This is a genomic window from Psychrobacter piscatorii, assembly GCF_904846415.1.
Lineage (GTDB): Bacteria > Pseudomonadota > Gammaproteobacteria > Pseudomonadales > Moraxellaceae > Psychrobacter > Psychrobacter piscatorii.
The window spans coordinates 79,944-101,573 of record NZ_CAJHAR010000011.1 but is presented as its reverse complement, the minus strand read 5'-3'; the positions used below and the strand labels follow the sequence as shown (position 1 = coordinate 101,573).

At 44.9% G+C, this 21,630-nt stretch carries 19 protein-coding genes; 13 read left to right on the top strand and 6 right to left on the bottom strand.

Features of this window, described 5'->3' with window-relative positions:
- Positions 1–285: 285 nt before the first annotated feature.
- The gene (msrA, locus tag JMX83_RS07090; protein ID WP_201600031.1) at positions 286–807 is read right to left on the bottom strand and encodes a peptide-methionine (S)-S-oxide reductase MsrA; all 522 of its coding nucleotides are present in this window, start codon (positions 805–807) and stop codon (positions 286–288) included.
- Between the two features lie 224 nt (positions 808–1,031).
- On the opposite strand from msrA, the gene cmoA reads away from it, so the two are divergent.
- From cmoA to JMX83_RS07075, 3 genes are read left to right on the top strand one after another with little or no spacing between them, the layout of a single operon-like run.
- Positions 1,032–1,820 carry a carboxy-S-adenosyl-L-methionine synthase CmoA gene (cmoA, locus tag JMX83_RS07085; RefSeq protein WP_201600029.1) on the top strand — a complete coding sequence of 263 codons (789 nt, stop codon included), beginning with the start codon at positions 1,032–1,034 and terminating at the stop codon, positions 1,818–1,820.
- Positions 1,821–1,870: 50 nt separating this feature from the next.
- Positions 1,871–2,917: a tRNA 5-methoxyuridine(34)/uridine 5-oxyacetic acid(34) synthase CmoB gene (cmoB, locus tag JMX83_RS07080; protein WP_201600027.1), complete on the top strand. Its 1,047-nt coding sequence runs from the start codon at positions 1,871–1,873 to the stop codon at positions 2,915–2,917.
- 33 nt (positions 2,918–2,950) lie between these two features.
- On the top strand, positions 2,951–4,069 hold the full coding sequence (locus JMX83_RS07075) for a DUF1176 domain-containing protein (RefSeq protein WP_201600024.1): 1,119 nt from the start codon (positions 2,951–2,953) through the stop codon (positions 4,067–4,069).
- Between the two features lie 35 nt (positions 4,070–4,104).
- On the opposite strand, the gene JMX83_RS07070 is transcribed toward JMX83_RS07075, so the two are convergent.
- Complete coding sequence (locus JMX83_RS07070) at positions 4,105–4,323, bottom strand: DUF2788 domain-containing protein (protein ID WP_057761830.1); 219 nt, start codon at positions 4,321–4,323, stop codon at positions 4,105–4,107.
- A gap of 429 nt (positions 4,324–4,752) precedes the next feature.
- Between JMX83_RS07070 and argS the strand changes: the two genes are divergently transcribed.
- The 3 genes from argS (at position 4,753) to JMX83_RS07055 (ending at position 8,703) form a co-directional block, all read left to right on the top strand.
- Positions 4,753–6,582, top strand: coding sequence for an arginine--tRNA ligase (gene argS, locus JMX83_RS07065; RefSeq protein ID WP_201600022.1), 1,830 nt, complete (start codon positions 4,753–4,755; stop codon positions 6,580–6,582).
- A gap of 87 nt (positions 6,583–6,669) precedes the next feature.
- Complete coding sequence (locus JMX83_RS07060) at positions 6,670–7,482, top strand: SPOR domain-containing protein (protein WP_201600019.1); 813 nt, start codon at positions 6,670–6,672, stop codon at positions 7,480–7,482.
- A gap of 126 nt (positions 7,483–7,608) precedes the next feature.
- Positions 7,609–8,703, top strand: a complete 1,095-nt coding sequence (locus tag JMX83_RS07055) for a PTS transporter subunit IIC (protein WP_227675771.1) — start codon at positions 7,609–7,611, stop codon at positions 8,701–8,703.
- 144 nt (positions 8,704–8,847) lie between these two features.
- Here JMX83_RS07055 and JMX83_RS07050 read toward each other — a convergent pair whose 3' ends face one another.
- The 3 genes from JMX83_RS07050 to clpP form a co-directional block, all read right to left on the bottom strand.
- A complete protein-coding gene (locus tag JMX83_RS07050) occupies positions 8,848–9,780 on the bottom strand; it encodes an SDR family NAD(P)-dependent oxidoreductase (protein WP_227675774.1) in 933 nt (310 codons plus the stop codon).
- A gap of 426 nt (positions 9,781–10,206) precedes the next feature.
- Complete coding sequence (clpX, locus tag JMX83_RS07045) at positions 10,207–11,481, bottom strand: ATP-dependent protease ATP-binding subunit ClpX (RefSeq protein WP_201600013.1); 1,275 nt, start codon at positions 11,479–11,481, stop codon at positions 10,207–10,209.
- 194 nt (positions 11,482–11,675) lie between these two features.
- A complete protein-coding gene (clpP, locus tag JMX83_RS07040) occupies positions 11,676–12,302 on the bottom strand; it encodes an ATP-dependent Clp endopeptidase proteolytic subunit ClpP (RefSeq protein ID WP_227675773.1) in 627 nt (208 codons plus the stop codon).
- 819 nt (positions 12,303–13,121) lie between these two features.
- On the opposite strand from clpP, the gene JMX83_RS07035 reads away from it, so the two are divergent.
- The 7 genes from JMX83_RS07035 to JMX83_RS07005 all read left to right on the top strand — a co-directional run bounded on the left by JMX83_RS07035 (position 13,122) and on the right by JMX83_RS07005 (position 19,865).
- Positions 13,122–14,147 (top strand): urease accessory protein UreD, encoded by a 1,026-nt coding sequence (locus JMX83_RS07035; protein ID WP_201600010.1) that lies wholly within the window; start codon positions 13,122–13,124, stop codon positions 14,145–14,147.
- Positions 14,148–14,226: 79 nt separating this feature from the next.
- Entirely contained in the window at positions 14,227–14,529 is a 303-nt protein-coding gene (ureA, locus tag JMX83_RS07030; protein ID WP_201600007.1) for an urease subunit gamma, read from the top strand.
- 45 nt (positions 14,530–14,574) lie between these two features.
- Positions 14,575–16,764 (top strand): urease subunit alpha, encoded by a 2,190-nt coding sequence (ureC, locus tag JMX83_RS07025; protein ID WP_201600004.1) that lies wholly within the window; start codon positions 14,575–14,577, stop codon positions 16,762–16,764.
- Between the two features lie 177 nt (positions 16,765–16,941).
- Positions 16,942–17,550, top strand: coding sequence for an urease accessory protein UreE (ureE, locus tag JMX83_RS07020; RefSeq protein ID WP_201600001.1), 609 nt, complete (start codon positions 16,942–16,944; stop codon positions 17,548–17,550).
- A 4-nt stretch (positions 17,551–17,554) separates the two neighbouring features.
- Positions 17,555–18,334, top strand: coding sequence for an urease accessory protein UreF (locus JMX83_RS07015; RefSeq protein ID WP_201599998.1), 780 nt, complete (start codon positions 17,555–17,557; stop codon positions 18,332–18,334).
- Positions 18,335–18,391: 57 nt separating this feature from the next.
- Complete coding sequence (ureG, locus tag JMX83_RS07010; protein ID WP_201599997.1) at positions 18,392–19,078, top strand: urease accessory protein UreG; 687 nt, start codon at positions 18,392–18,394, stop codon at positions 19,076–19,078.
- Positions 19,079–19,127: 49 nt separating this feature from the next.
- Entirely contained in the window at positions 19,128–19,865 is a 738-nt protein-coding gene (locus tag JMX83_RS07005) for a HupE/UreJ family protein (RefSeq protein ID WP_201599996.1), read from the top strand.
- A gap of 154 nt (positions 19,866–20,019) precedes the next feature.
- Here JMX83_RS07005 and tig read toward each other — a convergent pair whose 3' ends face one another.
- Positions 20,020–21,363 carry a trigger factor gene (gene tig / locus JMX83_RS07000; protein WP_201510232.1) on the bottom strand — a complete coding sequence of 448 codons (1,344 nt, stop codon included), beginning with the start codon at positions 21,361–21,363 and terminating at the stop codon, positions 20,020–20,022.
- Positions 21,364–21,630: the final 267 nt, after the last annotated feature.

The window sequence follows — 21,630 nt, the reverse complement described above, 5'->3', positions numbered from 1 at the left end:
TGAACCCTATTGAGAAAAAATGGGCACAAGTAAAGTTTCTACGCCAAGGGTGGATGGAAAATGACTTATCCAAATTATTTTATGATGTTTGTCCTAGCTATAACATTTTTGTTTTGAACTGACTATATGAAGGTATTTATTATAAATGTTGATAAGGGATACCAAAATGACGAATAATAAAAAGCCAAACACCTATATGATAAGTGTTTGGCTTAGGTATTCGGCTGGCATCGACCATCACGTTAAATGTACTTTAAGTGAATCATACATTATTTAATCTATCAGTTAGCTTACCATATACTTGCTAAACTCTTTGCGCAATTTAGCGAGTTTTGGTGGTATCGCAAAGTTGCAATAAGCCTGTCCTGGGTTTCTATTAAAGAAATCTTGATGCGCGTCTTCTGCTTGATAAAACTCAACGGCAGGATGTACTTCTGTGACGACGTTAACGCCCATATCACGCAGTTTATTGATGGTACGGTCGACCGTTGGCTTCTGATCTTCTTCAGTATAAAAGACCACGCTGCGATACTGACTACCAACGTCATTGCCTTGACGATCCATCGTGGTGGGATCATGCGTGGCAAAGAAGACGTCGAGGATGACTTCTAGTGGAACAGTCGTCTCATCAAATTCGACTTTGATGACTTCGACGTGACCAGTTGTGCCGCTGCATACTGCCTGATAGTTAGCCGATACTTCATCGCCACCCATATAGCCTGAGACAACGGATTGTACGCCTTTTACAGATAAAAAGACGGATTCGGTGCACCAAAAGCAGCCGCCACCTAATACGATTGTTTGCATAATTTTTTCCTATTTTTATAAATATAAAATCATCGTGTTTTGTTTAAATATTATCTATTTAGCAATGCCATTTAGCTTAGCAGGGCATCTGGTCGCGATAAGTAACAAACAGTAATGTTATAATGGGCTTTTGCTACGTTGATTTGCTATCGATGTATATATCAAGAAAATTTGCCAAATAATATCTTATTTACGTTCTATCATCACAGAATACGAGTCGCCCCATGAACCAGCCCAATCCTGCAATCATCAAGCATGATACCCTTTTTGACAAACCATTTACCACGCCATTAGATAAAGCGGCGCGTTTTTCTTTTGATGAGCAAGTGGTGGCTTGTTTTCCCGATATGATTCGTCGTAGCGTCCCCGGCTACGGTCAGGTATTGGCTATGCTGCCACTATTTGCCCGTCGTCACTGCAAGTATCGTCAGAAAAAGGGTAGTGGTCAGCGTGTCAGCCGTATTTATGACTTGGGCTGCTCGCTTGGTGCCGCAAGTATGACGCTGGCGGGCGAGTTCGACCCGCAGGATTTGCAGATTAAAGCGATTGATATCTCCCCTGCGATGACGACCGAAGCCACAACGTTATTAAGTGACAATTATCCTGATCACAATATAGAAGTCATTACGGCAGATATTCGCGACGTTGAGCTTGAGCCCTGCGATATGGTAATTTTAAATTTAACGTTACAGTTTTTGCCAGCAGCCGATAGAGTCGCAGTATTAGAGAAGATATATGCGGCGTTGAGTGAAGGTGGCATACTGGTATTAACGGAAAAAACTCATGCATTTGATGAGCAATACGATGCGTGGTTGGTTGAGCGTTATTATGATTTTAAACGTGCCAATGGCTATACCGAGATGGAAATTAGTGGCAAACGTAATGCGCTAGAAAATGTGCTGATTACGGATACTTTAGATGAGCATCATGCACGGCTAGATCAAGTTGGCTTTAAGCGTCATCTAACGTGGTTTCAGTTTTTGAACTTTGTCTCTATTGTGGCGTTTAAATAACGCTTACTTTTGGTCTAACCCTTTTTTGATTTACACGGTAACCTTTTTTTATGCTCAACAACACAATCACGCACGCCGAACGCGAACTATATTTAACCCTATTAGAACTGGCACAGCAGTATCCAAGCGCTTACGAATGGCTGACGCGGCTGCCAACATGGTTAAATGATATCAAAGACAAAGCCAACTACGCGCATGCCCCGGCTTACCAAGCGTCAGTAGCGCGTTTACCACATTTGACGGTCAATCACGTTGATCTCAATAGTGATACATTGACGATTGATGCCAGTCTGAATCAGTCTCAATACAAACAAACGACAGCGTTATTAAAGCAGCTGATGCCGTGGCGCAAAGGGCCATTTCAGATTGGCGGTCAAATCGGCGATGATGAGTCAGGTATTAAAATTGATACTGAGTGGCATAGTGATTGGAAATGGCAACGTGTTGCGCCGCATTTGAGTAGGCTTGACGGTCGCCGCGTATTGGATGTCGGCGGCGGCTCTGGCTATCATGGTTGGCGCATGGCTGGCGCGGGAGCAGGTACCGTCATTATCATTGATCCATCATGCTTGTTTTACCATCAGTTTATGGCGATTCGTCATTTTATCGGTAGCGCGGATGCTCATGAGACGGGCCGCTATCGTACGCATTATATTCCTGTGCCACTTGAGGCATTGCCTGAGCACAGTCAGTTGTTCGACACCGTATTTAGCATGGGCGTGCTGTATCATCGTCAGTCACCATTCGAGCATTTGCAGCAGCTTAAAGGCCAACTTATCAAAGGCGGCGAGCTGGTGCTTGAGACGTTAGTTATCGAAGGTGATGCCAACACAGTCTTGGTACCATATGACCGCTACGCGCAGATGAATAACGTGTATTTCTTACCATCGGTAGCGGCATTAACTGGTTGGTTAGAGAAAGCAGGATTCTCAGACGTACGCTGCGTGGATGTGGCAGTCACCTCGACTGAGGAACAACGAAAAACCGAATGGATGACCTATCATTCGCTAGCAGATTTCTTAGATCCTAATGATGCCACAAAGACTATTGAAGGCTATCCTGCACCCATGCGTGCAACCTTGATTGCAAAAAAATAGCGTTGACTAGAATAACAATACAAGGAAGTAATAATGAAAATGTCAGCTGCTTTAATGATGGCTACGATCGGTTCGCTCTCGCTACCTGCTATGGCAGGATACGGCACACCGTCTGAAGGCTGGGGCTTTGTACAAGACGACTGGCAAGTGGTTTGTGATAATACGCGGACGTGTAGAGTGGCTGGCTACTCAAGTGACGCCTCAATAGATAAGCCTGCTTCAGTGCTATTCACCGTATCGCCAAAAATAGCGCTGCCAGAGGCGCAAATTCAGCTGGCATCAAAAGCGTCCAAAGATAAGGCTGAGCTGTGGCTAAATAATAGAAACTATGGGACATTGCAGCTCGCTGGAAATGACGCGGCATTATATGATCTATCTGCTAAGCAAACACAAGCAATTATCGATAAGGCTCGTATCGCGAACAAGATAGAAGTCAGAGCGGGTAGTAATCGCTGGCGTATCAGCGACAAAGGGATATCATCGGTATTGCTCAAGCTCGATGATGTGCAGGGCCGAGTAGGGACGTCGATAGCATTGATCAGCAAAAACCAGCGCAATCAACAAACGCCAAAAGCGGCATTGCCAATTCCCACCATCAATAAAGCATTTGCGTATTCGGCAAAAGATAAAAAGACGCTCACCCCATCAAAACTTAAATACTTTCAGCAAAATATAAATAAATGGGTCGATATTGACTCCAAGCAGCTCATCGGATCTGGAAATACAATGGGCGACTGTGAGCTGGTCAATCCAAAAACCGAAGAGTATCAACGGATGTCAGAGTATGGTTCTACTATGCTTGGCTGGGACTTTATAGCAGTAGACGAGGCGCATACGTTAGCCACGCATCTCTGCTGGTCAGGCCCTTACAACTCAAGCACGGGTTATTGGCTCATTAATAACGACAAGTCTAGCAATCCTATGCTCATCACGACAGCAGGTAATGAGTATGATGCAGGTGATATCCGCGCCGCTAACAAAGACCGCGGCATCGGTGATTGCTGGAATAGTGCGACATGGACGTGGAATGGTAAAGCATTCGTTAAGAGCGCAGAGGCGAGCACAGGATTGTGTCGCGGTTTTGCTGGTGGGGCATGGGATTTACCCACCTATGTGAGTAAAGTCATAGACAGTAACGGTAAGGCTCAATAAGAAATATTTTGGATTTAATGACGAAAAATGACTGATTATATCAGCCATTTTTTGAAAGCGACTTCCATGACTATTTTAAGGATGAAGCCAACAGAACCTGCACCAAGGGCCAAAAAGATCCAAAAGGTACCCGCGCGCCCAGCATCAGACTTTTTAGAGATATCCCACATGATAAAGAATAAGAAAGCGATGAATATCGGCAGTAAGACGTACAAGCCCCAACTGGTGACTGTACTGGCAGCAATAGCAAACATAGCGTAATCCTATAGGGTAATAACGCGTCTTCTATGGCGTAAAAGCGTCATAAAAGCGCAATATAAACCACCATTATAACGTGTAAGCAGTTGCGTATAAACGACTGCTCAGTATCGGGCAACAGGAACGCTACAATTGACAAAGTCCTTCGCTTATCAATACCAGATTTATTTTACTAAGCATCAGCAAACAAGCGAACAAAATTTATATTAATCCCAATTATCAATATTAGTTGTCATAACGGTAAGATTTTAGTGCTAATTTTGGCGCAAATGGTGCAATAAAGCGCAAAGATTGTTATATTTACAGATTACTTATCTTTTTGCATTATTTTATCCCTGCAATGTCGGTCGACATTATAATAAGCAGTTATCGACTGCTCGCATTCGCACCGTTTTTGTTGTTTATTTAATTGAGTTCAAATTCCTATGTCACAAGCCCAAATTGATACGCTTGCATCCCTATTCAATGATGCGATTCAAACCCTACAAGCAAATGGTACGCTACCAAGCGACTGGCAGAATAACAGTCAAATCACGCGTACTAAAGATTTAAGCCACGGTGATTTTGCCAGCAATATCGCACTGACGGCTGCCAAAGCGGCCAAAGCCAATCCGCGTCAACTCGCTGAAAAAATCGTCAGCGCGCTGCCTGAGAATCAAGATATCCGCCAAGTAGAAATCGCAGGTCCTGGGTTTATTAACGTATTTTTAAACTCGGAAGCTAAGTTTTCGGTATTAGACGATATCTTTACCTTACAAGATCGTTTTGGTCTGAGTAATCAGTTTGATGGGCAAAAGGTACAAGTCGAGTTTGTCTCTGCCAATCCGACCTCAAGTCTGCATGTCGGTCACGGACGCGGTGCGGCGTTTGGTATGAGCGTATCAAACTTGCTAGAAGCCATCGGTTACGACGTCACTCGCGAGTATTATGTCAATGATGCGGGTCGCCAAATGGACATCTTAGCAACCAGTACCTATTTGCGTTATTTAGAGCTAAATGGTGAGCAAATCACGTTCCCAGTCAATGGCTACCAAGGCGATTATGTCAGTGATATCGCGCAGACATTAAAAACGCAACATGGCGATAGCTACGTACACGAGTTTGCACAAGTTGCCAAAGATGTGCCAGAAGATGCTCAGTTTGAGATCAATACTGACGGTGAAAAAACCTTAGTTTCAGGTGATAAAGAAGCGCATATTGATGGCTTGATTGCGAATAGCAAAGCGTTGCTTGGTGACAGCTATGCGCTATTTTTGAATGCGGCATTGAGCAGTATTTTGGCCGATATCAAAGACGACCTAAATGACTTTGGTGTGAGCTACGAGTGCTGGTTCAGCGAAAGATCGATTGATAGCGAGATTGAGCCTGTCCTACAAATACTCGATGCCAAAGGTTACTTGTACGAAAAAGACGGTAATATCTGGTTCAAATCGACCGATTTTGGGGATGAAAAAGACCGCGTGGTACGCCGTGCCAATGGTCAGTCGACGTATTTTGCCTCGGATATTGCTTATCATAAAAACAAGTTTGATCGCGGTTTTGATAAAGTGATTAACGTTTGGGGCGCCGACCATCATGGTTATGTCCCACGCGTAAAAGCGGCGCTGCTCGCGTTGGGAATCGATGCAGAACGTCTTGATGTCGTATTAGTGCAGTTTGTGGCGTTGTGGCGCGGCAGTGAAAAAGTACAGATGTCTTCACGCTCAGGTCAGTTCGTTACCTTGCGTGATTTGCGTGCAGAAGTCGGTAATGATGCGGCGCGTTTTTACTATGTCGCGCGTAAGCCGGAAGTGCACATTGACTTTGATTTAGAGCTTGCCAAATCACAAAGCAAAGACAATCAAGTGTATTATATTCAGTATGCTCATGCGCGCGTTTGCCGCGTGTTAGAAAAACTGGCAACTTACGATTTAGCAGTAGATCATGCTGTTGGTTTGACACATCAAGACTTACTAGATGCGCCCAATGAAGACGAGTTGATTAAACTATTAGCAGGTTATCCAGCGACACTATTACGTGCAGCGACGGGCTACGAGCCACATGTTTTGACTAACTACTTAAAAGAGCTTGCGGCTTTATTCCACGGCTGGTATGACACCAATCGCATTTTGCCGGTGAGTCTCACGTCAGGTGAAACACCAAGCTCAGATGAAATGGCATTGATGCAAGCACGTTTGCGTTTGTCCAAAGCAGTTAGACAGGTATTGGCGAACGGCCTTGGTCTGCTTGGCTTGTCTGCACCTTCTGCTATGTAGTCATTTTCTCATCTGTAGAATGAGTATAGACAGCCAATAGCATTAATTCGATGATGACTGTTAAATTCAGTAGGGAGAACGAGATCCATGCTAGCCAAAAAACCGAAAGGCGCAACAGAAAAGCGCAAATCAAGTAGCGTATCGGGCTTATTGTGGATGTTTGTTGGGGCCGTATTGACCCTTATGATCGGGGTGTTTATCTACCTTTCACCATTATTTAACTTTAGTCCCGCTGATGGTAGCGCCGAGAACGATCCTGATCGGCAGGTGCAGCCGCGCGTAGATACTGATACTGATAATGGCGATTATGAATTCTACGATATTTTGCCCAATCAAGAGATGGCAACCATCCCTGATGAAGATATCGCTGAGATTGATAACGATCAGATAGGAGATATTGGCGCGTTTGAGCCGGATGTCGTCGTGACCCAGCCGGATGGTACGGCAGCTAATGGTATAGATAATGCTGGTAGCTTTGGTGATGCGGAAAATCCTACAGGCGAGACCAGTGGCGGTAGTAATACTGCTGCGGGCGACGATATCGTTGTTGTTGAAGAGGATGCTACCTATGATGGCACGCCACCTGCTAATACCAGTAATTCTACGACCCGTAGCAACAATGCGGGAGCAGGTACGGCAAGTATTCAAGCTGCCAAACCTGCTGCGACCTATATTTTGCAGATCAATAGCTTTAGTGATGCAGATGAAGCAGATCGTCGCCGAGCCCAAGTATTGATGGCGGGTGTTGATGCCAGAGTAGTCAAAAACACGACAGGCAATGGCCTACCTATCTATCAGGTAATCTCGCGTCCGTTAAATAACCGTCAGGCAGTGACAACAGCACAGCAGCGCCTACAAAATAACGGTATTGACTCTATTATCGTTGAACAGCGTCGCTAAGTTAAGTTATTTACAGTAATTGTATTTATTGAAAAAGCGTCGTCATGACGCTTTTTTTATCTCTTGATTTTATCAAATGCTTTCTAATTGTTTTATCCTATCAAAACATCCATTAAGAGTATGGCTATGACCGTATCTAACTCAGTAACACCGCAAGCAGGCGTTATCAAAGCATTCTTTCAAAAATACTTTATCGATGCTTTTACTGGTATGGCTTTAGGGCTATTTGTCACACTCATTGCTGGCTTGATTATCTCGCAAATCGGTGGCTGGTTAGATTTGCCAGCATTGGTCGCGGTCGGTAAGCTTGCTTCAATATTAATGGGAGCAGGCATCGGGGTGGGTATCGCTTATTATTTAAAAGCGCCAACACTCGTGATGCTTAGCTGCCTTGTAGCAGGTATGTTGGGTGCGCATTCTGAAGCATTGATGGCAGGGACGTTATTTACGCCGCAAGTGGGTGGCCCTGCGACTTTTGTGGCATTACCTGGCAATCCAATTGGTGCTTATCTGACGTCTGTATTCGCTTATCGCGCTGGTACGTGGATCGCAGGCAAGACTAAGCTCGATATTTTATTAGTGCCCTTAGCAGTGTGTGGTATCGCGCTATTGGTCTGTGCGCTACTCAATCCACCTGTTGTTGCGGCAGTTAATGCGATTGGGCAAGGGATTCACGCGGCAACTGAGCTACAGCCATTGCTGATGGGTATCGTGATTGCAGTCGTCGTTGGTATCTTATTGACGCTACCAACATCGAGCGCTGCTATTTGTATTGCGATTGGCCTTGGTGGTTTGGCAGGCGGTGCCGCAGTCGTTGGCTGTGCGGCGCATATGATTGGTTTTGCCGTGGCCAGTTTTAAGGATAATGGATTCAGTGGCGTGATATCTCAGGGACTGGGAACCAGCATGCTGCAAATCCCTAACGTACTCAAAAAACCTATCGTTCTACTACCTGCTGTTATTGCGAGCGCGATCGTTGGCCCTATCGCAACCGTTGGATTTGGGCTGGCTTGTACAGCGACAGGGGCTGGTATGGGTACCGCTGGTTTGGTGGGTGTGTTTGGCGTTATTGAAGCATCACAAGAAATCATGAGTACGACTCAATTATGGACAGCGATTATCCTTCTCATGTTTGTATTACCTGCAGTGATTGCAGGTTTAGTTGCTTACATCATGCGCCGCATGGGCTGGCTAGTTGCTGGTGATATGAAGCTACCTTGATAATTCGATGTCAATTTTAAAAGCACTATCAATGGCCTTATAAATATTGTTTGTTAAAAAAGCCCAGCTACGCTCATAGCTGGGCTTTTTTACATGAATTATCTGTTCTGGCTGATACTACAAAATATTTATGATAATGATCCATTATGTAGCTGGCTTTGATTTTTTATGACGGCGTGGTTTTAGTTTGCGCGATAACTGAGTGATGTCGTTTATCACCTCACTATAATGTGATGGGAATACCCGCTGAATGGCATCAACCATTTTGGCATCATTCCCAATTAAGCAACGCTGCTGATTGGTCGCAGCGGCATGTAGAATAATCCAAGCCGCTTCGCTGGCATCAAATTTCAACAGTTTATTGAAGCTTCTAATGGCTTTATCACCAGTAGGCATACCGACTGTACTGGTACTATTATTGCCACGTGCGCTATTGGCAATATTGGTTTTGATGCCGCCTGGATGGATACAGGTCGCTGATACACCGCATTTCTGAATGTTAAGCTCTTGACGCAAGCTCTCTGTGAAGCCGCGTACCGCAAACTTACTGGCATTATAAGCAGAGTAAGAAGGCTGAGCGGTCAAACCAAACAGGCTGGATATATTGATAATATGGCCCTGTTCTTTAAACTGGCGGGGTTGATCGTGTTGATTATCACTCGTCACTTCGCTTTGTTTGACGCTATTTTTGATCAACGGCAAAAACGCTTTGGTGCCATAAACCACGCCCCAAAAATTGATATCCATTACCCATTCAAGCTCTTCAATACTAGCGCCCTCTATCGTCGATGAGAACGCCACGCCTGCATTGTTAAAGATGAAATTGACTTTGCCATGATCGCTCATCACGCTATCCGCCCACGCTTGCATGGCTTGATTGTCTGACACATCAAGTACAGTCAAGGTGACCTTAACCTCATAACCGACCAGTAAATCTTTGGTTTGGGCTAGTTGTTCAGGGTTGATGTCAGACAGTGCAACATGACAGCCCATTTTTGCCAAATGAAGCGCAAGCTCGCGTCCCATTCCAGAACCTGCACCAGTGATAGCGGCGACATGGTTCTGATAATAAGGTATAATATCATTGTCTTGATCGCTGGGTGTATAAAAGGGTAGGTGCTGACGTAATGAGGACACCATCGTGGTTATATTGGTAAGCATAATAAACAATCCTTTGTATTATTAAGAGTGGGTATTCATAGGTGCCATAGACGTTGGAATACAGCAGTAGAATAAAGGTTGAAACAGACTATCTACATTAGCATGATTAGTGATGAGGTCTGCTTGCGATTGATAAACGCTGCTGTCATTTTGTGATAAGGAGCATCAATTGTCTCTAAAGCACTATGCTGTTAAGTGTTATTGAAATATAAAAATTAATCGGATTTTTGATAAATAATTTAGGTAATTAACAGACATAAAAAAAGCGCCATGGCGTATAAGGCCAGACGCTTTTTTGAATAACTCATTACTAATAACGAGTCATCTAAGTCTCACTATAAATCAAGCGATTTTAGGAATTTTGCCTTCGTTGATAACTTCTGCATCAACCATCACGGTCTTGGCATTTTCCATAGAAGGCAGCTCGTACATGGTCTCAAGCAAAGCGTTTTCTACGATAGAACGTAGACCGCGCGCGCCAGTTTTACGCTCCATGGCTTTTTTGGCAATGGCATCAAGTGCTTCTTGCGTAAAGCTAATCTCAGCACCTTCCATATCGAACAAATACTTGTACTGTTTGACCAGTGCGTTCTTCGGTTCGGTGAGGATTTGTACCAATGCCTCTTCATCAAGCTCTTTTAGCGCCGCAAGCACAGGTAGACGACCGATCAGCTCAGGAATCAAACCAAATTTGATCAAATCTTCTGGCTCAACTTCTTGTAGCAAGTCTGAGCTACGACGGCTATCGTCTTTTGAGCTGACATCCGCGTTAAAACCGATACCGCCTTTTTCGGTACGTTGCTGAATGACTTTATCCAGTCCAGCAAACGCACCACCAACGATGATTAGGATGTTGCTGGTATCAACTTGGATCAGCTCTTGCTGCGGGTGCTTACGACCGCCGTGCGGTGGAATGGCAGCAACGGTGCCTTCGATCAGCTTTAGCAACGCTTGCTGCACGCCTTCACCTGATACATCACGGGTAATCGATGGGTTGTCGCCCTTTTTACTGATTTTGTCGATCTCATCAATATAGATGATCCCTTGTTCAGCTTTGGCCACATCATAATCAGACGCTTGTAGTAGCTTTTGTACGATGTTTTCAACGTCTTCACCGACATAACCTGCTTCGGTTAAGGTGGTGGCATCAGCCATCGCAAACGGCACGTCAAGTAGGCGAGCCAACGTTTGCGCTAGCAATGTCTTACCAGAACCAGTCGGGCCAATGAGCAAGATATTACTTTTGGCCAATTCTACCATCGCATCATCAGCGCCGATTTTAGATTTTTTGCTGTCATTAGCGAGTGTTTGGCTAACTTTTAGACGTTTATAATGATTATAGACAGCAACAGACAAGGCTTTTTTGGCAGCGTCCTGACCAATCACATATTCGTCAAGCTTGGCACGTAGCTCTTTTGGGGTTGGGAGTTTTTTATTGACCCAAGAAGTATCTATTTCGCTGTCGTCATCACTGTACTCTGCGCTATCTGCGATCAGATCAGTACATAGCTCGATACATTCATTACAGATGTTGGCATCGTCAGCGGCGATCAGCTGCTGGACATCGCTTTTGGCTTTACCGCAAAACGAGCAATGCGGGGTATTATCTTCTGCCATAAAAGGCGCTCCTAAAGTTTAAAACTGGTTAGTCTATTTGCGGCATGTCGATCATTTTATCGATTGACTGCTTATCTCTTTTATTATTCGATAAGTCAGCTACGATAAATAGAGTGCTTTGCTATACTGCAAATAGACTATAACTATTCTTATGATGACACTCTCAATTGAGAGGTATAGCGCTTGTGCTTAGATTATAAAGAATCAGGGCGGCGTTCTAATACTTCGTCAACCAAACCGTATTCTTTGGCTTCTTTGGCATCTAACCAAAAATCACGCTCAACGTCTTTTTCGATTTTTTCTACTGGCTGACCAGTACGCTCAGCTAAAATTTGGTTTAGACGAGCACGTGTTTTTAGAATTTCACGGGCATTGATCTCGATGTCCGTCGCTTGACCTTGCGCACCGCCTGATGGCTGGTGAATCATCACGCGAGCATTGGCGAGTGAGTAGCGCTTGCCTTTTTGACCAGCGGCCAATAAGAATGAGCCCATGCTATAAGCACCGCCCATACAGATTGTTGATACTTCTGGTTTGATGAAGTTCATCGTGTCAAAAATCGCCAAACCTGCGCTTACTGAACCACCTGGTGAGTTGATATACAAATGAATGTCTTTGTCTGGGTTTTCAGCTTCTAAAAATAGCAACTGCGCGACGATCAAGTTGGCCATATGGTCTTCGACTTGACCTGTCAAAAAGATAACGCGCTCACGCAATAGGCGTGAAAAAATATCAAACGAGCGTTCACCGCGTGAAGACTGCTCAACAACCATTGGTACTAGTGCCGCTTGTGTGGTTTGTACTTCTTTGTGCGCACTCATCAGCATATCAAAATGTGGGTTAGCAGTGATGCGATCATAATCTGTCATAGAAAAGTCCTATCGATAAAGGTATAAAATAAATTCGAATGATTTTATTGTCTAGTAGGTTTTGAGCTAATGGGTAGTTTATAGGGGGGCTATGCTCACTATTCAAGCCTATAAGACCCGTTTGTGCATAAAATAGGTGAAAAAGTGAGCATCCTATTTGTTTGAGCTTTTTACAAATCTAAAAGCAATACAAAAGATAAATTCTGACCCAAATATCCGCAAATCAGCTGCATACTACAGAAGTTTACCTTGTTATAGATATCATGGGGCGCTGTCTCACCGCGCTTTTTACCATAGAATACCTGATTACCCGCCTGATAATCTACCTATCTTACCGTTCATCTACCTATCTTGCTGTTCAATTGTGCAAATGGTTCACTATCAAATCAATCATTGAACGCATTTACTTATAAATAGAAAGAGTAGCATAAATTGTTGCGTTGACTGCCCAAGTTTAAATGCTAAAAAATGGTGCACATTATTAAAAAATGCCATATTTTGGTGCAAATAACCACTTACTTCTCAAGTACCAGTGGTAAAAGGCTGATTAAAAAATATCTAAACCAGCTTTATCGTTTTAGTAAGCAAAAATGAGTAGTCAAAACCAAATTAAAATCAGTATGTTGGGTGTAATGGTGGACTGTATGTAAAAGTGTACGCATATGAGTTGGCATAATGATTGTATGGACAGTGAGATTAACTGACTTTTTGGTCAGGAACTAGATTGTCAGATCGTATCTAATGAGCGAAATGAGCAAATGAGTATATAAAATGAGTTGGGCTTCTTCTTTAACATTGAGTTTTGACACTGTTAAGCGCACAGATACTGCCAAAAGTACGGCGGCTACCGCTAAGACGCGGCTATATCATCGTAAGCACACAGGCGCGCTTATGGTACAGCGCGCGCTTTATCCTGAGCCGAGTGTACAACAAGGTATTTGTCATGTATTGATGTTATATCCGCCAGCAGGTATCGCAGGCGGTGATACGCTGACGATAGAGTTGCGTTTAGACAGTGGCAGCCATGCTGTGATCACCACACCTGGGGCGGGCAAGTGGTATGGTAAAGACAGTGTCAGCCAAAAACATAAAGCTTCGTTGGGCGACAACGATACTCACCAAAGTATGAGCCAAGACGAGATAGCTGCCTATGCAAGCCAACATCTGCAAGCCACACTTGCGCCCCATACTCGCTTAGAGTGGCTACCACAAGAGAGTATTATCTATAACGAAGCCAATATGCATGCAGTGAGCCGTTTTGATTTAGCGGATTCATCTAGCTTGCTGACATGGGAGATTAGCGTATTTGGGCGGCGAGCATATGACGAGCAGTTTTTGCAAGGGCGTTATCATACTGGCTTACGCATTTGCCGAGAAGATAAAGTCATCGTTGCTGAACGTGTAGATCAGTCTGCCGGCAGTCGCTGGTTCTCATCAAATTTGGGACTAGCAGATCAGCATATTTATGGCTCGTTTTGGGCCGTGCCAAGTTTGAGCGACGTACATGACAATCGCGCATTGTCTGCCTCTCAAACCACACAATCGACTGAGACGGCACTAGCCACGACCAAACAGGCATTAACTCGCTATTTAGACAGTACCATCTTGGCCTTACGTCAAGCCATTGCTCAGGCCAAATTGCCTATCTATTGTACTCATAACGGTCAGGCCGTTAATATTCGGTATATCGGCGCAGATGTGCGCGGCTGTTTTGAGGCGTTTTATCAGATAAGAGAAGTCTTGCGGCATCATTGGTGGCAGCTTGAGCCTTGTCGTCCGCGTATTTGGGACACCTAAGTTTACGGTTTTTCATAGCTAAGCCACATAACCTGCTGGTCTGCTATCACTTTTATAATAAATAAAATAAGGATTTTCCATGCACCTGACCCCAACAGAAAAAGACAAACTCATGATATTTACCGCTGGTATGGTGGCTGAGCGTCGCAAAAATCGCGGTGTTAAGCTCAATTATCCTGAAGCCATTGCTTATATCAGTATGCTATTGATGGAAGGGGCTAGAGACGGCAAAAGAGTGGCTGAATTAATGAGTGAAGGGGCTACTTATCTGTCTGCGGATGATGTCATGGAGGGGGTCGCAGAAATGGTCGATGAAGTGCAAATCGAGGCGACCTTCCCTGATGGCACCAAACTGGTCACGGTACACAATCCCATCGTATAGTTCTGTCTATCACCGAAATGATTACTCCAAAATAAGGCGGCTCCCATGCAAGCAGGCGAATACCATATCCAAGATGGCGATATTATCTTAAACCAAGGACGACAGGTACAGACCATCAGTGTCAGCAATACTGGTGATAGACCGATCCAAATTGGCTCGCATTATCATTTCTATGAGGTCAATGATGCGCTGAGTTTTGATAGAGAGCAGACTCGGGGTTTTCGTCTCAATATTATCTCTGGGACCGCTGTACGTTTTGAGCCTGGCCAATCGCGAGAAGTAGAATTGGTGGCTTATGCTGGCAAGCAGGAAGTATACGGCTTCGCGGGTCGCGTCATGGGCGAAGTTCATTCAGGCAAAATATCGGAGAGCACTACTGATAAAAAGTTAACCGCTACTTCGCAGAAGCGAGTAAGCCGGCAGATTTATGCTGAGCATTTTGGCCCGACCACAGGTGACAAAGTCCGTCTTGCCGATACTGAGCTTTGGCTACAAGTCGAGGCGGATTTAACCAGTCATAAAGATACTGCTGTTGACCAAGCGAATACGTCGCAAAGTGATGAGAGTAGCAGTAAACCTATTGAAATCAAAGGTGAAGAAGTCAAATTTGGCGGTGGTAAAGTTATTCGTGATGGCATGGGTCAAGGACAATTGCTGGGCGCAGAAGTTGCCGATACAGTGATTACCAATGCATTAGTCGTTGACTATACAGGTATCTATAAAGCGGATATCGGTATCAAAAATGGTCGTATCAGTGCCATTGGCAAAGCGGGCAATCCCGATATCCAGCCTGCTATTGATATTCCTATTGGCGGCGCGACCGAAATTATTGCCGGTGAAGGTAAAATCCTCACAGCAGGTGGCGTCGATAGTCACATTCACTTTATCGCGCCTCAGCAGTGTGAGACAGCGCTGATGTCGGGAGTGACCACGATGCTAGGCGGCGGTACAGGGCCAGCTCAAGGAACGCTCGCTACTACTTGTACACCAGGGGCGTATCATATTGCCTCAATGCTAAAGTCGACTGATAGCATTCCTATGAATATTGGGCTTTTAGGTAAAGGTAATGTAAGTGTACCCACGCCCATTGCTGAGCAAATAGAAGCAGGCGCTATCGGACTCAAGCTACATGAAGATTGGGGTACCACGCCGCAAGCCATCGATAATTGTCTGAACGTCGCTGACGACTATGATGTGCAAGTGGCCATTCATACCGATACGCTAAATGAAAGTGGCTATCTTGAGAGTACGCTAGGGGCATTTAAAAACCGCTGTATTCATACCTTTCATACGGAAGGCGCGGGCGGTGGTCATGCGCCTGATATTCTAAAGGCGATTGGCGAGTCGCATGTGCTGCCATCCTCAACCAACCCCACGCGCCCATACACCGTCAATACCATTGATGAGCATCTCGATATGCTCATGGTTTGTCATCACCTGAGTCCTGCCATCGCAGAAGACGTAGCATTTGCTGAAAGCCGTATTCGTCAAGAAACCATCGCGGCTGAAGACATTCTACACGATTTGGGTGCGATTTCGATGATGAGTAGTGACTCACAAGCGATGGGGCGCGTGGGTGAAGTGGTCATTCGTACATGGCAGACCGCGCACAAAATGAAAGTGCAACGTGGTCATCTCGCGCCAGATGCGACAGCGGACATAGAACACCAAGAGCAGCGCATTACACTGACAGACTATGACCAAAGCGCGGACAATGATAACTTCCGTATCAAACGCTATATCGCAAAATACACGATCAATCCTGCGATCACGCATGGTATCAGCGATATGGTCGGCTCCATCGAAGTAGGGAAATGGGCAGATATGGTGCTGTGGTCGCCTAAATTTTTTGGGGTAAAGCCTGAGTGCATCATCAAAGGCGGACTTATCGCTGCGGTGCCGATGGGCGATATCAACGCCTCTATTCCTACCCCTCAGCCTGTACATTATCGCCCTATGTTTGCGTCGTACCCAAAGTCAGTCGCCCAAACCAGTATCACCTTTATGTCGCAAGCCGCTATCGACAAACAAGTAGATAAGCAGCTCGGATTGACCAAAGTGATTCAGCCAGTACATAGCATCCGCAAGATTCGTAAAAGTGATATGCGCTTTAATAGCTACTGTCCAGATATGGATATCAATCCTGAGACCTATGAAGTACGTGCCGATGGTAAGACACTTACCTGCGAGCCAGCTGATGTACTGCCGATGGCACAGCGTTATTTTTTATTCTAAGGATTGAAACGCATCCTTAATCTGAACCACAATGAAATGACGCAAAAATGGCTGAATTTTGCCAAATCTCGTTAAACAGCTAGTTACTTATATAAGATCTGAATTTTATTCTTAACACTTTTACCATCAACACGATTGACCAATCGTTTGAGCCACTATAAGTAGAGCATCATATTTATGAAAATATTTAATACCCGTTTAAGTACGCTTAGCGATACCCAAAAAGCACAATTAGCAGAACAGTATCAAGCCGACGATTATCTGCTATTAGACTTTGATACTCGTCAGCATTCGCGCTTTAGAGCTATTACTGTCTCAGGGGAGGCGGTCGGTATCGATTTGCCACGAACTGGCGTCTTAAAAGGAGATGATGTGCTGATCAATGCAGTAGGGGAGCTGATGCAAGTCATTGCCAAGCCACAAGCGGTGACCAAAGTGACTGCTGACAATGACTTTTTATTGATGAAAGGCGCGTATCATTTGGGCAATCGACATGTGCCATTGATGTTTGAGCACAGCGCCGCAGGGTATGCACTGTATTTCGAAAATGATCATGTGCTCGCCCAGATGCTAGAAAACTTAGGATTACATATCGGGTCTACCTCAGTGCCATTTGAGCCTGAAACAGGTGCTTATCAGTCAGGACAAGGGCATGCGCATAACCACGCTCACTCTCACTCCCATGCACATTCGCATAGTGATTCTTATGGTCATAAGAAAAGTCATAGCCATGATGACAGCCACAGCCATGATGATGCGTCCATAGGTCATTCAAATGATGGTTGATAGCATGACTCAGTCTCAACAGTCTACTCAACTTGGGCAGCTGTTGATGCTGGCATCGAGCAATTTACCGATTGGTAGCTATACCTATTCGCAAGGGGTAGAGTCAGCGATTGAGTCAGGCGTTATTTTTGACGAAGCCAGTACGCTCACATTTATGCAGGATTATCTAGCGCTTGCAGTCATTGGCTACGAGTTACCTATATTGGGACTCATCATGTGTGCACTTAGCCAAGGTCATGAGGCGCTGGCGGCAAATCTAGCACACGACTATCATGCTAGCCTCGAGAGTAAAGAGTTTGTACTCGAGTCGCAGCAGCTGGCACAGGCGATGGTATCTTGGCTCAACGAAGTATTGAGTCTTGGCATACCTTCTGAGATACCTGAAGATGGTTACTTACCGCTATTCGCTCACATTGCCCAGCATTGGCAGCTGCCATTAGCGCAGTCGATGACTACCTATGGATTTGCTCAATTAGAGAATATGGTGCTCGCCGCTGTGAAGACTGTACCGCTAGGACAAATGGCAGGTCAGCGTATCTTATGGCAATTGCAAAGCGATCTGGGTGCTCAGGTTGATGGGCTGAGCGATGACGTACAGCAAGCCTTTGATGATTTAATCATGTCATCAAACGCTATTGACGCTTTAAATGTGAGTGAAGAGCAGGGCTGTCAGCAATTATGCCAAGACCTCTATGAATCGCTTAATATCTCTAACAGTTTACCCAATTTGGCTATTCTTTCGAGTATGCACGAGGAGCAATACAGTCGGTTGTTCCGCTCATAGTTTTACCTTTATCTCTATTTATCATTATCCCTATATGAATCCTCTAAGGAGCTTACGATGTCTCTAACCCCAATAAAACCAAAAAATAATCAAGCCGTCCCTGACTTACATATCGATAGTGACAACTCACATCAGACTGCCTTATCGTGCTTACGCCTTGGTATTGGTGGGCCAGTCGGCAGCGGCAAGACAGCTTTGACCTTGCGTCTTTGCCAAAACTTGCGCGATACGGTCAATATGGCCGTTGTGACCAATGATATCTATACCAAAGAAGACTCAGAGTTTTTGACCCGCAATGATGCCATGCCTGCTGAGCGTATCCGCGGCGTGGAGACGGGCGGCTGTCCGCATACAGCTATCCGCGAAGATGCTTCTATTAATCTGACTGCGATTGCTGAGCTACAATCGACTTTTGAAGGTTTAGAGTTGATTATCATTGAGTCAGGTGGCGACAATCTAGCTGCGACGTTTAGCCCAGAGCTGTCTGATTTGACCTTGTACGTCATTGATGTCTCTGCAGGCGATAAGATACCTCGTAAGGGTGGTCCTGGTATTACCAAATCTGATTTGTTGATTATCAATAAGACCGACCTTGCACCAATGGTTGGTGCGTCACTTGAGGTGATGGAGCGCGATGCCAAAAAAATGCGTGGCGACAAGCCTTTTGTATTTAGCAACATGAAAACAGGTGACGGTCTGGATGAGATTATCGCCTTTATTAAAGAACATGGCATGCTGGCTTAGCTAGTCGCCCACATCGACAATTAGAATAGTAATAGTAAGGAAAAATCGCATGATAAAGACTTTAAAAAACTCTCACTTTTCACCAGCGCTCTCAGCTCGTCATATCGTGTCTGGTTCGGCTGTGCTGATGACATCGCTAATGCTACCATCATTGGCACAAGCACACTCAGGACATATTCACTCGGCTACTATGCAAGCGCCGTCATTTTTGGGCACATTGCAAGCAGGACTGATGCATCCAGTGACCGGCCTTGACCATTTATTTTTGGCAGTCGGTATGGGCATGTTGTTTTATGGTCTACAAAAGCAGCGCTTAGGTATGATGTCATTGACGGCAGGGTTATCGTTAGGTGCAGTATTGGGCACTATTGGGGTGCTGATTGGCGGTGTTGGGTTTGCTGCATCATCTGGATTAATTGAAGTTGCCATATCATTATCGGTGGTTGTATTGGCTCTGATTTTGATGAGTCATAAAAGTCGACAAGAGGTATTCTCTGCGCAGACTCAGGTAGCGCACACGCCAAGCATTCAGCAGCTATCATTGTTTGGTTTTGGTGGTTTGGCGGTCTTTCACGGGTTGGCACATGCGCTGGAAGTACCAGCAAACGCTGGCGTGAGTGGTCAGCTAGGATTTTATGCAGGAATGCTAGTGACGATGCTGGCGCTATATGCAGTTGGTACGCTGGTCAGCCAGCAGCTGCAGCAACGCCTCGGTGATAACTTATGGTTACAGCGCGGGCTAGTCGTGCTCGGACTGGGTGCAGTGTTTGTTCCTGCTTTTGTATAAAGTAAACTTTATGATGATTTACTAAATAAAGCGGTTCTCAAGCTTCCATAAAAAATACGGCCCCGATCATCGATCGGGGCCGTATTTTTTGGCGTTTAGAACAAGAGCGCTATCTAAGTGTTATGATTTAACACCACACAGCGCTCAGTCTAAATTACATGCCTTGCTGCTGTTGTTGCTGAGCCGCTAGCAAGTCTTGGTAGCTCACTTCTTTATCAGTGACTTTACCTTGGCTGATCAAGTAATCTACTACTTGGTCTTCTAGTACGACAGACTCAATGTTAGCGCGCTGCTGCTTATCATTGGTGTAGTACTCGATCACTTCTGCTGGATCTTCGTAGTTTTCAGCGGCTTCTTTGATGAAGGTTTCAACACGCTCTTGATCTACTTCTAAGCCTTTAGTATCGATAACACGGGCAACGATGATGCCAAGACGGGCAGCACGTAGCGCTTGCTCTTCAAATAGCTCATTTGGCAGCATGTCTTTATCGAAGCTATCAGCATTCGCGCCGAACTGCTGAGAAAAACGTTGCATCATCATGTTGCGTTGACGCTCGATTTCTTGCTCTAGCATCGCATTTGGTACGTCAAACTCGTTCTTTTCTAGCAATGCGTCAAAAGTCGCTTGCTTCACTTGGCTACGTGCAGCGTTTTTGATTTCGCGTTCCATGTTTTTGCGTACGTCTTCTTTCAACTTCTCAACGCCACCTTCTTTTACGCCGAATAGCTCAAGGAACTCTTCGTTGATTTCAGGTAGCTTAGATTTTTCAACCAATTTTACGTTGATTTTGAACTGAGCTTCTTTACCAGCTAGGTTCTCAGCTTGGTAATCTTCTGGGAAAGTGACGTCGATGACTTTTTCTTCGCCAGCTTTCATGCCTTTGATACCCGCTTCAAAACCTGGGATCATCTGGTTGCTACCGATAACTAGTTTAAAGTCTTCAGCAGAGCCGCCTTCGAATTTTTCGCCGTCGATAGAGCCTTCAAAGTCAAAAGTCACTTGGTTGTCTTTCGCCGCCATGCCTTTTTTCTCAACGAATTCTTCACGTTGCTTTTGAAGGTTTTCGATCATGGTGTCAACGTCTTCTTCGCTCACTTGGGCAGTGTGACGCTCAACTTCGATTTCATCAATACCTTGTACATCTACTTCTGGGAAGATTTCAACAGTCGCTTGATAAACCAAGAAATCATCTTCAAGTTTTACGTCATCGATGTTAGGCATGCCAACGGCGCGGATGTCTTCAGATTTGATCGCTTCGAACACAGTGTCACGGATCACATCGTTGATTACTTCTTGTTGAATGCCAGCACCGTACTGAGAACGGATGTGTGACATTGGGACGTTGCCTTTACGGAAACCGTCAATCTTGGCAGTTTTCGCAACTTGGCGAATACGGCCTTCGACTTTGTTTTGAATTTTTTCAACAGGAACTTTAACCGTTAACTGCGTCTCTTTATTAGATAGCTTGTTGGTTGTGACTTGTAAATCTGTAGCCATGTTCATTACACCTTTAGGATTAAGTAGTACGTTTGATTAATAAAATAGTACTTAGGGTTAAATGGTAATAGACAAACCGTGCCTCAAATTACGGGCGTGTACGACGGTTGCCGTTGGAATAAATAGGGGATAGTGATAACGCTGCAACTTCAAAATCAGCACCAGTAGCCATCGCCGCTGATACTCATAAGATAACGCTGTCCAAGTTGCAGACACTACCAAATATCAATCATAAACCGTTAATGCACCGCATAATAACGCTTTTTG